Origin of the sequence: Pseudomonas sp. UBA7500 (assembly GCF_002478435.1) — a bacterium.
GTDB classification, from domain to species: domain Bacteria; phylum Pseudomonadota; class Gammaproteobacteria; order Pseudomonadales; family Pseudomonadaceae; genus Aquipseudomonas; species Aquipseudomonas palmensis.
The window spans coordinates 1-11501 of record NZ_DLNW01000039.1; the positions used below are offsets into that span (position 1 = coordinate 1).

The following is an 11501-nucleotide window of genomic DNA, read 5'->3' on the forward strand; positions in this document are numbered from 1 at the left end:
TGCCAGTCGAGTTCGGCGCGCCGCGCCTCGGCACCGCCCGCCTCGCGCTCGGCGGCGGCACGGGCAATCGCCTGCCCTTGCCCCTCCAGCTGCGCCGCCAGGGTCACCAGCACGGCCTGCTGCGCCTGCACCGAAGCGGTACTGGCGGCCAGCGCCGCACGGGCCTGGCGCACCTGCTGGCGATAGTCGCGGTCGTCCAGCTGCACCAGCAGGTCGCCGGCCTTGACCACGGCATTGTCGGCCACACTGACCTGGGCCACATAGCCCCCCACCCGCGCACTGATCGGCGCCCAGTCGGCGCGCACGTAGGCATCGTCGGTCTGTTCGTTGAAGCGCCCGCTGTGCCACACATACAAGGCAACCCCTAGTACCGCCAGCGTGCCGGCTGCGCCCAGGGCGCGGCGCAGCGTCATCACGCGCACGCGCTCGGTGGCTTGGGTAACCGGTGGTTCGGGGCTGACCGCCTGGTTCATGTTCGTGCTCCCTGTTGTTGTTCAAGGATGCACTCTAAGGGGGTCAGCGGTTGGCGTTCGCTAGCGTACAGGCCAGTATTCGTCGCGAAATGGACAACCTGCCATCAGCCCAGCAGGTAGGTTTGCACCTCGTGCGCACAGGCCTGCGGATCTTCCTGCATGAAGCAGTGCCCGCCGGGCACCTCGCGCAGCTCGACCCTTGGGTTCAGACGCGCCCAGCGCGCCAGCGACACGGGTACGAAGGGATAGGTGGTGATGCCATGCAGCACCCGTGCGGGTGTCTGCACCTGGGCCAGGGCAGCCCACAGCCCGCGCGGGAACGAACTGAACACGTCCACTTCGCGCGCCGGCCGGCACTTGAGCACCACCCCTTCGCCGCAGTCGCCGATGGCGTGGTCCACATAGGCCTGCAGCGCCTCGTCGTGCCAGCCCTTGAAAATGCCGCGCCCGTGCAGCGCGGCGTAGGCCGCCTCGCGGTCGGGCCAGTGGCTGCGCCGGGTGGCGGCCTTGCGTGCCAGGCCGTGGCGACGGTGCATGCCGAACAGCGTGGCCACGCTCATCACCCCCAGCATCGAGCGGCTGAACACCACAGGGTCAAGCAATACCGCCCGCTGAAACAGGCCCGGTTCCATCGCCAGCATCAAGCCGGTCAGCACCCCGCCGAAACTGTGGCCCATGGCAAAGCACGCCACCTGCCCGTATTCGCCACGGCCTGCCTGGAAGGCCTCGATCGCCAGCGCGGCGCTGCGGTTCCAGCCCACGAAGGCGCCGCCATGATCGCTGTCGCCATGGCCCTGCACATCGCACAGCCACAGGTCGAAATGCTCGGCCAGGCGCTCCAGCAACGGCTGGTAGGCCAGGCAGCAGAACCCGGTGCCGTGGATGAAATGCAGCAGCGGCTTGCCGCTGGCAGGTGAGCGCCAGCCGCGCAGGGTGAAGTGTTCGGCGCAGTCATGCGACCAGGGGATCAGTTCCATCGGGACTCGCTGTGGGGGTTACACAAAACCGGATTCTACAAACAGCAGTGGATACAGCGATAGCACCAGCAGTGCGGCCATCAGCCAATTGAACAGCTTGAGCCAGCGTGGGTCCTGCAGCACGGTGCGCAGCGCGCTGCCGAACATCACCCACACGCACACGCTGGGCAGGTTGACCACGGCGAACACCGCGGCGATCACGATCACGTTGGTCAGGTAGCCCTGGCTGGGTGCATAGGTGGTGATGGCGCCCACGGCCATGACCCAGGCCTTGGGGTTGACCCACTGGAAGGCTGCCGCGCCCCAGAAACCCAGGGGCTTGCGCGTGCCGGGTTCGGCGCTGGTCAGCGGGCCGGAATTGGCGATCTTCCAGGCCAGGTACAGCAGGTAGCTGGCGCCCACGTAGCGCAGCACGCCGTAGGCCAGCGGATAGGCCTTGAACACCTCGCCCAGGCCAAGGCCCACCGCCAGTACCAGCACCATGAAGCCGATACTGATGCCCAGCGCGTGGGGAATGGTGCGACGCACACCGAAGTTCACGCCGGAGGCCAGCAACATGGTGTTGTTGGGGCCGGGGGTGATCGAGGAGACGAAGGCGAACAGCACGAAGGCCATCAGCAGGTTGAGCGAGGTGAGCATGGCGGGTGTCCGGCGGTGTGTTGTTGTGAAGTGACACTAACCAAGTCGGCGCGCAGCGCTGCGATACAGTTGGGGGCAATTGTGGCACTACACTTGGCGAGCCCTCACCACCCTCCAGGCTTCCCGTGCCCTCGAGGGGCAATTGCCTTAGGATAACCCTCCTCGATTTCCGGAACAGAAGCCCCGCCATGCCCGTACATATCCGCCCCGCGCGCGTCGAAGACGCCAGCCAGATCCTCACCTTCATCACCGAGCTTGCCGAGTACGAGCGTGCCCGCCACGAGGTGATCGCCACGGTCGCCGATATCGAGCGCACGCTGTTCGGCGAAGGCAGCAGCACCCAGGCGCTGATCTGCGAGCGTGACGGCCAGGCCATCGGCTTTGCGGTGTACTTCTTCAGTTATTCGACCTGGCTCGGCACCCAGGGCATCTACCTCGAAGACCTGTACGTCACGCCCCAGGCCCGCGGCACGGGTGCGGGCAAGGCGTTGCTGCGCCACCTGGCGCAGGAGGCCTGTGCCAAGGGCTGCGGGCGCCTGGAGTGGAGCGTGCTGGACTGGAACGAACCGGCCATCCAGTTCTACAAGTCCATCGGCGCGCAGCCGCAGGACGAGTGGGTGCGTTATCGCATGGAAGGTGAAACGCTGCGCAGCTTCGCCCAGGGTTGAGACCACGTCATGTTCTTTCGATTGGCCGCCGACGGGCTGGTACTGTTTCATCTGACGTTCATCGTGTTCGTGATGCTGGGCGGGTTGCTGGTGCTCAGGTGGCCGCGGCTGTGCTGGCTGCACCTGCCGGCCGTGACCTGGGGCGTGCTGGTGGAGGTGCTGCACCTGCCCTGCCCGCTGACCGAGTGGGAAAACCGCCTGCGTGCAGCGGCGGGTGACACCGGCTACCCCGACAGCTTTGTGGAGCATTACCTGATACCGCTGATCTACCCGGCCAAGCTGACGGCAGGCATCCAGCTGTGGCTGGGGGCGTTGGTGTTCGTGGTGAATGCGGGGGTCTATGCGTGGTTGTGCTACTCGCGCAGGCGCCGTGCCCTGCGGTGAGTGCTCAGGCCGCTTCGCCGGCAAGGCCGGCTCCTACGGGAGCCGGCCTTGCCGGCGAAGTGGTCACCACAGCACCTGAATCAGGCGCTCACCTCCTCCCGCGCCGCATAGCGCTGCGCCAGCACCGCACACACCATCAGCTGGATCTGGTGGAACAGCATCAGCGGCAAAATCATCGCGCCAATCGCCCCCCCGGCAAACAGCACCTGGGCCATCGGCACACCGGTGGCCATGCTCTTCTTGGAGCCGGCAAACAGGATGGTGATGCGGTCTTCCACGTTGAACCCCAGCCGCTTGCCCAGCAACTGCGTGCACCACAGCACCACCGCCAGCAACACGCAGCACACCAGCGCCAGCCCCAGCAGCCGCACCAGCGGCACCGACTGCCACAACCCGCTGATCACCGCGTCGCTGAACGCGGTGTACACCACCAGCAGGATCGAGCCCTGGTCGACGGTCTTCAGCCAGCGTGCATTGCGCGCCACCCAGGCGCCGATCCAGCGCCGCGCCAGTTGCCCGGCCACGAACGGCACCAGCAGTTGCAGCACGATCTTCAACACCGCATCGAGGTTGGACCCGGTATCGCCCTGTACGCCCATCAGCACCATCACCAGCAGCGGCGTCAGCACGATGCCCAGCAGGCTGGAGGCCGCCGCGCTGCAGATCGCCGCCGGGATGTTGCCCCGCGCCAGCGAGGTGAAGGCAATCGCCGACTGCACGGTGGCCGGCAATGCGCACAGGTACAGCACGCCCAGGTACAGCTCGTCGCCCACCAGCGGCAGGAACAGCGGCTTGAACAGCATGCCCAGCAGCGGAAACATCACGAAGGTGCAGCCAAAAACCAGCAGGTGCAGGCGCCAGTGCCCAGCCCCGGCCGCCACCGCCTCGCGCGACAGCTTGGCGCCGTGCAGAAAGAACAGCAGCCCGATGGCCAGGTTGGTCAGCCAGCCAAACACCACCGCGCCCTGGCCCTCGCAGGGCAGCAAGGTGGCCAGTGCAATCACGCCGAGCAGGGCCAGGGTGAAATTGTCGAACAGCAACCGCAGGTGTTTCATGTCACGTCCTGTCTTGTTATTGGGATGGCGCAGACGGTAAGGTTTCTTTTCTTTTCCGACTAACGACAGAACCCCAAGAGTGTCGCCCAAAGGACAACCCCACGCCCCGCGCATCCCGCCCCTGAGCGAGCTCAAGGTACTGCCGCGCCCGCTGTACGGGCAGGCGCAGTCGCTGGCCAACATCGCCCTGGGCTTTCGTCACAAGCATGCCTGGGGGCAACTGTCGTACGCGGCCCAGGGCGTGCTGCATGTGCACACCGGCGCCGGACGCTACGTGGTGCCGCCGCAGCGTGCGGTGTGGATCCCGGCGCATACCCCCCATCAGGTCAGCTGCGCCGACGACACCTGCATCCGCAGCCTGTACATCGAGCACAGCGTGTGGCCGGGCACCCAGTGCCGGGTGATCGGCGTGAATGCCTTGCTGCGCGAGCTGATCCGCACCTTCAGCGGCCTGCCGGTGGCCTACGACACCGAGGGCGCAGACGGGCGCCTGGTCGCCGTGCTGCTCGACCAGCTGGCCAGCGCCCCGCAGGAAGACCTGATTCTGCCGCTGCCCCAGGACACCCGCCTGCGTGCACTGTGCCGGCGCCTGCAGGCACACCCCGAGGACAGCACCGGGCTGGCAGCCTGGAGCCTGAAGTACGGCGTTTCGGAAAAGACCCTGAGCCGGTTGTTTCTGCGTGACACCGGCATGACCTTTCGCACCTGGCGCCAGCGCATGCGCCTGCTCAGTGCGCTGCCAGCACTCAGCCGCGGCGAGCGCGTCACCGACGTGGCCCTGGCCTGCGGCTACGAATCGCTGTCGGCCTTTATCGCCGCCTTTGGCAAACAGTTCGGCCTGTCACCGGGCGAATTCCTCCAGACCCACCGGAAACCCATTACGTGAACCTGTTCAAACCGCACCACCTGCTGAGCGCCCTGCTGCTGGCCAGCCCTGCCGCCTGGGCCGCCACCGTGCCTGACAACCTCGACAACCTGGTAGAGGCCGCCAGCCAGGCCGTGATGCAGGAGCACGCGATACCCGGCATGGCCGTGGCCCTGACAGTCAATGGCCAGCACCACTACTACGACTTCGGTGTGGCCTCGCGCGACAGCGGCCAGGCCGTCGACCGCGACACCCTGTTCGAACTGGGCTCGATCAGCAAGACCTTCAACGTCACCCTGGCGGCCTATGCACAGGCCACCGGCAAGCTGAAGCTGACCGACAGCCCGGCCAGCTACCTGCCCGAACTGCGCGGCCGTGCCCTGGAAAACACCAGCCTGCTGAACCTGGCGACCCACACCGCCGGCGGCTTCCCGCTGCAGTTGCCAGACAGCGTGCACGACAACGGGCAACTGATGCGCTACTTCAAGCACTGGACCCCGAGCTACCCGGCAGGCACCCGGCGTACCTATGCCAACCCGAGCATCGGCCTGCTCGGGGTGATCAGCGCCCGCCAACTGGACATGAGCTACCGGTCCGCCCTGCAGGACCTGCTGTTTCCGGCGCTGGGCCTGAACAACACCCATCTGCAGGTACCTGCCAACTGGCAGCGTATGTACGCCCAGGGCTATACCCGCGACAACGTCCCCGCCCGGCTGAGCCCTGCGGTGCTGGCCGACGAAGCCTACGGGGTGAAGTCCAGCAGTGACGACATGCTGCGCTTTGTCGAGGCGAACATGGGCCTGGAGAAACTCGATACGCCCCTCAAGCAGGCCATTGCCGCCACCCATACCGGCTACTACCAGGTGGGCCCCATGACCCAGGACCTGATCTGGGAACAGTACCCCTACCCGGTCGCACTGCAGACCCTGCTCGACGGCAATGCCAGCCGCATGGCCCTTGAAACCCTCGACGTCACGCCGCTGCAACCCCCGCTGGCCCCGCAGCAGGCGGTGTGGATCAACAAGACCGGCTCCACCAACGGCTTTGGCAGCTACGTGGCGTTCGTGCCCTCGCAGCGGATCGGCATCGTGATCCTGGCCAACAAGAACTACCCCAATGAAGCGCGGGTGAAGCTGGCCTACCAGATCCTCGGCGCCTTGAACGAAGGTAGCCACTGACCGTGAGCAAACCGGTACGCGACACCCTCAAGCTGCTGTTGCTGCTGGCCGGGCTGTGGGGCTTCGCGCGCCTGCCGCCGAGCCTCGGCGCGAACCTGATACTGGTCGGCGGGCTGGCGGCCGGCGGCATCTATGCGCTGCTGAACCTGTCGCGCCTCTTCGCCTTTCTCAGCTACTGGCCAGGGTCGTTGCTGTACAGCGTGGTCGTGGTGTACCTGTGCAAGCTGTCTGCGCAACGGATGCTCAATGCGCGCTTTGGCATCGAGGTGGACTACCTGGACAACGCGGCGGTGGTATATGGGGCGCTCTATTCCATCCCGTTCTCGCTGATGCTGCTGGGGGTCTACCTGCTGTTGCCCCAGTGGCTGCGCAGGGCGGCTGGCAGACTACGCCCCGGCGCCGCCCCGGCCCCGGCGCAGAAAGTGCCGACGTTCGAACCCTTCTTTGCCGCGGCCCTGGTCTGTTGTGCGGGGTTTGCCCTGCAGCAGCTGGACGAGGGCCTGGAGTACGCCCTGATCGTCGATGCCATGCCCGCCTCCAACTGCGGCCCGGTCGATGCGGGCACTGCATGGTTGCGCAAGAACCACAGCCAGTGCTACAGGCTGCAGGGCAACCCGTTCACCGGCACCTTCAGCCTGCAGCAGGTCGACAGCCCGGCGCCCTGATGCTGCGTGCAGTGAACCTCTGCCGCACCCCGCCCCTCGAATGCTCAGGGGCCAGCGTTGGCCCGACCCCATGCGACGGTGCCTTCGATGAGTTTTACCCTGTGGATCGCCGTGTTCGGCGCCGTGTTGCTGATCCTGGCCCTGACCTCCTCGTACCTGCGCTGGATGCCGGTGACCACCTCGGCGGTGTGCCTGCTGCTGGGCATCGGCATCGGCCCGCTGGGGCTGGGCCTGTTGCACCTGGACCTGGACCACGCCGCCGGCTGGCTCAAGCACCTGACCGAAGTCGCGTTGCTGTTCTCGCTGTTCATCAGTGGCCTGAAGCTGCGCCTGCCGCTGCGCAGCCGTGTCTGGCGGGTGGCATTCGGCCTGGCCGGCCCGGTGATGCTGCTGAGCATCGGTGGCTTCAGCGTGGTGCTGCACTACCTGGGTGACATGGCGTGGGCGCCGGCCCTGCTGATCGGCGCCATCCTTGCGCCCACCGACCCGGTGCTGGCAGCGCTGGTGCAGGTCAACGATGCGCAGGACCACGACCCGCTGCGCTTCGGCCTGTCGGGCGAGGCCGGGCTCAACGACGGCGTGGCCTTTCCCTTCGTGCTGCTGGGCTTGCTGCTGGTGCAGGGCCAGGCCGTCGACGGCTCGGCGCTGTTCACCTGGTTGTGGCGCGACCTGCTGTGGGCGATGCCGGTGGGGTTGCTGGTGGGCTACTGGATGGGCAAGTTGCTGGGGCGCCTGACCCTGACCCTGCGCATCAGCCATGCCGACAGCACGCTCACCCCCAACGACTACCTGGCATTGGCGCTGATTGCACTGGCGTATGTGGTGGCCGACACCCTGCACGCCTATGGGTTTCTGGCGGTGTTTGCCGCCGGGCTGGGGCTGCGCCAGGCCGAGGTGAGCTTCACCGGCGGTTCGCAGACCCCGTCCGAGCACCTGGCGCAACCGGTGGCCGGGCACCTGGAAGCCGCGCCGGAGAATGCGGTGCATGGCGACCTGGACAACCTCGAAGACACCCAGGTGGCGGCCGGGGTGATGATGGGCGACATGCTTGCCTTCGGCAGCCTGGTGGAGCGGGTGATGGAAGTGTTCCTGGTGACCGTGCTCGGCGTGGCGCTGGCCAGCCACTGGGACTGGCGCGCACTGGGCTTTGGCCTGGCGTTGTTCTGCGTGGTGCGCCCGTTGAGCGTGTTGCTGATGCCTTGGGGCAGCCTGCTCGACCTGCGCCAGCGGCTGATGGTCGGCTGGTTCGGCATTCGTGGCATCGGCAGCCTGTTCTACCTGTTCTACGCCCTGAGCCACGGCCTTGGCGGCACGCTTTCGGCGCAGTGCCTGAACATCACGCTGTCGGTGGTGGCGTTGAGCATCGTGGTACATGGCCTGAGCACGCAACCGATGCTGAACTACTACGGGCGGCGCGGCTGACCGCCCCTGCTGGCGACGCACGCTTCGCACTTGACCTGCTGCCCCCCTGAACTAGAGTCAAAGGCTGCCCATCAAGGACAGATGGCTGCAGATAGGCGACGTTATCTGCGCGTTCAAGGATGCCAACTAATGGAGTGGTGGCAATGAGCAAACCCGCATCGACCCCTTTCATCCATACCCTTATCAACGACCTCGGCGCTGCCGCGATGTTGCCCAACATCATGCTCGGCGAAGAACTGGGCCTGTACCGGGCCATGGCCGACGGCCAGCCGGTGACCGCCCAGACCCTGGCCACACGCACTGGCTGCAATGCCCGCCTGCTTCGCGAATGGCTCAACGCCCATGCCGCCTCTGGCTACATGCAGCACAACGACGAACATTTCAGCCTTGACGAGCAGCAGGCCCAGGCCCTGGCCCATGAGGACTCCGCCACCTACATTGCTGGCGGCACCCAGGCCATCGCCTCGATGGTGCTCGACAAGGACAAGCTGGTGGCGGCGATGCGCGGCGACGGTGGCCTGGCATGGGGCGACCATCATGCGTGCATGTTCGGTGGCGTCGAGCGCCTGTTCCGGCCTGGCTACCGCAACCATCTGGTCGGCAGCTGGCTGCCGGCACTGGAGGGTGTGGTGGACAAGTTGCACGCCGGGGCCCTGGTGGCAGACATCGGGTGTGGTCTTGGCACCTCGACGCTGCTCATGGCCGAGGCCTTTGCGGCTTCGCATTTCGACGGCATCGACTACCACGCGCCCTCGGTGGCCACTGCCGGTCAACGGGCCAGGGACAGCGGGCTGACCGAACGGGTGCGCTTCACCCAGGCCAGCGCCAAGGACTACCCTGGCCGCGATTATGACCTGGTGTGCTTCTTCGACTGCCTGCATGACCTGGGCGACCCGGTGGGTGCGGCCCGACATGCCTGGCAGGCACTCAAGCCGGGGGGCACGCTGTTGCTGGTGGAGCCGTTTTCGAATGATCGGCTGGACGACAACCTCAACCCGGTGGGGCGTTTGTTCTATGCGGTCTCGACGTTTCTGTGCACGCCCAATTCACTGTCGCAGGAGGTGGGTTTGGGGCTTGGCGCGCAGGCGGGTGAGGCGCGCATTCGGGGTGTGCTTGAAGAGGCGGGGTTCAGCCACATGCGCCGGGCGTGCGAGACGCCGTTCAACCTGATACTGGAGGCGCGCAAGTAGAGGCGACGCGGCAATCGGGTGTCGAGCCACCAGGGCTGACAACTGCGATCCTGCAGGCCAGGGTGCGTTGCAACCAATGTGGGAGCCGGCAAGGCCGGCTCCTACATTTTTAAAACCACCCTGGGCTGCAGGATCGCCATGGCACAACCCGATGTACCCACCTGCCCCAACCTGGCCTACCCTTCACCCATGCTCATCGTCGAAAACCTGCACAAGACCTTCACCACCGCCCAAGGCACCCTGCCGGTGCTGCGCGGTGTCGATCTGCACCTGCCCGCCGCCACCAGCCTGGCACTGATGGGCGAGTCCGGCAGCGGCAAGAGCACGCTGCTGCACCTGATAGCCGGCCTCGAACGCCCCGACAGCGGGCGCATTCTGTTCGACGGCCAACCGTTACACACCCGCACCGAAGCCGGGCTCGCACACTGGCGCCGACAAGGCATCGGCCTGGTGTTCCAGCAATACAACCTGATCAGCAGCCTGGACGTGGCCGCCAACCTGGCCTTTCAGGCGCGCCTGGCCGGCCGTCATGACCCGGCCTGGGTCACCCACCTGGCCGAGCGCCTGGGCCTGGCGCCGCTGCTGCAACGCTACCCCGAGCAACTCTCCGGTGGGCAGCAGCAACGCCTGGCAATCGGCCGCGCACTGGCCTCGCGCCCCGCGCTGGTGCTGGCCGACGAACCCACCGGCAGCCTCGACGAAGCCAGCAGCGAAAACGTGCTCGACCTGCTGCTGGAGCTGGTCGGGGCAAGCAATAGCAGCCTGCTGATGGTCACCCACAGCGCCCACCTGGCCACCCGCCTGCACCAGCGCCTGACCCTGCACCTGGGCCGGGTACGCGCATGATCGGCCTGTGCCTGCAGGCGCTGCTCAGCCACTGGCGGCGCCACCCCCTGCAATGCGCCAGCATACTCACCGGGCTGTGGCTGGCCACCACCCTGTGGGCCGGGGTCCAGGCGCTCAACCAGCAGGCCCGCGCCGACTACGCGCGGGCCAACGCGCTGCTGACCGGCGCAGCGCAGGCGCAGGTGAGCCCGCGCCACGGCGAACGCTTCGACCAGCACGCCTACATTCAATTGCGCCGGGCCGGCTGGCCGGTGTCGCCGGTGCTCGAAGGCCGCCTGCGCTTTGCCGGCGCCGAACCGGTCAGCGTGAAACTGCTGGGCATCGAGCCGCTGAGCCTGCCACCCGGCAGCGCCATCGCCGGCCAGGCCGCCCAACGCATCGACCCCGCCGCCTTCATCGGCCCACCGGGCCAGGCATGGATCGCACCCGACACCCTGCAGCGCCTTGGCCTGGCGCCCGGTGCCGAACCGCTGAGCGGCGACGGCCAGCGTCTGCCGCCGTTGCAGGTACAGGCGCAGCTGGCCCCGGGGGTAATGGTGGTCGACATCGGCCAGGCCCAACGCCTGCTGCAGGCACCGCAACAGCTCTCGCGACTGCTGATACCCGCCGGCTACACCCCGCCCGCGCTGCCCGAGGGCCTGAACGAGCTACTGGTGGTGCAGGCCGCCAGCGACACCGACGACCTGCAACGGCTGACCGAAAGCTTTCACCTCAACCTCACTGCGCTGGGCCTGCTGGCCTTCCTGGTGGGGCTGTTCATCGTGCATGCGGCCATCGGCCTGGCCCTGGAGCAGCGCCGCAGCCTGTTGCGCACCCTGCGTGCCTGCGGCGTGAGTGTGCGTGCGCTGGTGACTGCCCTGGCCATCGAACTGGGGCTGTTCGCGCTGCTGGCCGGGCTGGCCGGGGTGGCCTGCGGTTACCTGCTGGCCAGCCTGCTGCTGGGTGACGTGGCCGCCAGCCTGCGCGGCCTGTATGGCGCCCAGGTGGCCGGGCACCTTAGCCTGCCGCTGCACTGGTGGCTGAGCGGGCTGGCCATCAGCCTGCTCGGGGCAGCACTGGCCGGTGCCGGCAGCCTGCTGCGCGCCGCGCGCCTGCCGCTGCTGGCGCTGGCACAGCCCCAGGCCTGGCGCCAGGCGCAG

General features: G+C 67.2%; 13 protein-coding genes. 9 read left to right on the plus strand and 4 right to left on the minus strand.

Annotation, left to right across the window (positions count from 1 at the left end; genetic code table 11):
- The 3 genes from B4I46_RS16600 to B4I46_RS16610 form a co-directional block, all read right to left on the minus strand.
- On the minus strand, nucleotides 1-473 hold a 473-nt coding region (locus B4I46_RS16600; protein WP_286901019.1), incomplete at its 3' end, for a biotin/lipoyl-binding protein.
- Between the two features lie 104 nt (nucleotides 474-577).
- Entirely contained in the window at nucleotides 578-1450 is an 873-nt protein-coding gene (locus tag B4I46_RS16605; RefSeq protein ID WP_229590153.1) for an alpha/beta fold hydrolase, read from the minus strand.
- Nucleotides 1451-1468: 18 nt separating this feature from the next.
- Entirely contained in the window at nucleotides 1469-2089 is a 621-nt protein-coding gene (locus B4I46_RS16610) for a LysE family translocator (RefSeq protein ID WP_088515103.1), read from the minus strand.
- Nucleotides 2090-2277: 188 nt separating this feature from the next.
- Here B4I46_RS16610 and B4I46_RS16615 point away from each other — a divergent pair, with 188 nt between their 5' ends.
- Nucleotides 2278-2757: a GNAT family N-acetyltransferase gene (locus B4I46_RS16615; protein ID WP_043860231.1), complete on the plus strand. Its 480-nt coding sequence runs from the start codon at nucleotides 2278-2280 to the stop codon at nucleotides 2755-2757.
- Nucleotides 2758-2766: 9 nt separating this feature from the next.
- The gene (locus B4I46_RS16620) at nucleotides 2767-3141 is read left to right on the plus strand and encodes a DUF2784 domain-containing protein (RefSeq protein ID WP_043860232.1); all 375 of its coding nucleotides are present in this window, start codon (nucleotides 2767-2769) and stop codon (nucleotides 3139-3141) included.
- Between the two features lie 80 nt (nucleotides 3142-3221).
- Here B4I46_RS16620 and B4I46_RS16625 read toward each other — a convergent pair whose 3' ends face one another.
- Nucleotides 3222-4196 carry a bile acid:sodium symporter family protein gene (locus tag B4I46_RS16625; RefSeq protein ID WP_043860233.1) on the minus strand — a complete coding sequence of 325 codons (975 nt, stop codon included), beginning with the start codon at nucleotides 4194-4196 and terminating at the stop codon, nucleotides 3222-3224.
- A 79-nt stretch (nucleotides 4197-4275) separates the two neighbouring features.
- On the opposite strand from B4I46_RS16625, the gene B4I46_RS16630 reads away from it, so the two are divergent.
- The 7 genes from B4I46_RS16630 to B4I46_RS16660 all read left to right on the plus strand — a co-directional run.
- A complete protein-coding gene (locus tag B4I46_RS16630; RefSeq protein ID WP_054914413.1) occupies nucleotides 4276-5082 on the plus strand; it encodes an AraC family transcriptional regulator in 807 nt (268 codons plus the stop codon).
- A complete protein-coding gene (ampC, locus tag B4I46_RS16635) occupies nucleotides 5079-6239 on the plus strand; it encodes a class C beta-lactamase (protein WP_256589675.1) in 1161 nt (386 codons plus the stop codon). The genes B4I46_RS16630 and ampC overlap by 4 nt, the downstream gene beginning before the upstream one ends.
- A 2-nt stretch (nucleotides 6240-6241) precedes the next feature.
- Nucleotides 6242-6904, plus strand: a complete 663-nt coding sequence (locus B4I46_RS16640) for a hypothetical protein (protein WP_043860235.1) — start codon at nucleotides 6242-6244, stop codon at nucleotides 6902-6904.
- An 87-nt stretch (nucleotides 6905-6991) separates the two neighbouring features.
- Nucleotides 6992-8326, plus strand: a complete 1335-nt coding sequence (locus B4I46_RS16645) for a cation:proton antiporter (RefSeq protein ID WP_043860236.1) — start codon at nucleotides 6992-6994, stop codon at nucleotides 8324-8326.
- 143 nt (nucleotides 8327-8469) lie between these two features.
- Complete coding sequence (locus B4I46_RS16650; RefSeq protein ID WP_104572512.1) at nucleotides 8470-9516, plus strand: class I SAM-dependent methyltransferase; 1047 nt, start codon at nucleotides 8470-8472, stop codon at nucleotides 9514-9516.
- A 189-nt stretch (nucleotides 9517-9705) separates the two neighbouring features.
- Nucleotides 9706-10362, plus strand: a complete 657-nt coding sequence (locus B4I46_RS16655) for an ABC transporter ATP-binding protein (protein WP_043860253.1) — start codon at nucleotides 9706-9708, stop codon at nucleotides 10360-10362.
- A partial coding sequence (locus B4I46_RS16660; protein ID WP_286901025.1) for an FtsX-like permease family protein occupies nucleotides 10359-11501 on the plus strand: 1143 nt, incomplete at its 3' end. The genes B4I46_RS16655 and B4I46_RS16660, both read left to right, overlap by 4 nt.

Bases quoted from the DNA above. Each gene is read 5' to 3' on its own strand.
- B4I46_RS16605 (WP_229590153.1), bottom strand. From the start codon at position 1,450: ATGGAACTGATCCCCTGGTCGCATGACTGCGCCGAACACTTCACCCTG.
- B4I46_RS16610 (WP_088515103.1), bottom strand. From the start codon at position 2,089: ATGCTCACCTCGCTCAACCTGCTGATGGCCTTCGTGCTGTTCGCCTTC.
- B4I46_RS16615 (WP_043860231.1), top strand. From the start codon at position 2,278: ATGCCCGTACATATCCGCCCCGCGCGCGTCGAAGACGCCAGCCAGATC.
- B4I46_RS16620 (WP_043860232.1), top strand. From the start codon at position 2,767: ATGTTCTTTCGATTGGCCGCCGACGGGCTGGTACTGTTTCATCTGACG.
- B4I46_RS16625 (WP_043860233.1), bottom strand. From the start codon at position 4,196: ATGAAACACCTGCGGTTGCTGTTCGACAATTTCACCCTGGCCCTGCTC.
- B4I46_RS16645 (WP_043860236.1), top strand. From the start codon at position 6,992: ATGAGTTTTACCCTGTGGATCGCCGTGTTCGGCGCCGTGTTGCTGATC.
- B4I46_RS16650 (WP_104572512.1), top strand. From the start codon at position 8,470: ATGAGCAAACCCGCATCGACCCCTTTCATCCATACCCTTATCAACGAC.
- B4I46_RS16655 (WP_043860253.1), top strand. From the start codon at position 9,706: ATGCTCATCGTCGAAAACCTGCACAAGACCTTCACCACCGCCCAAGGC.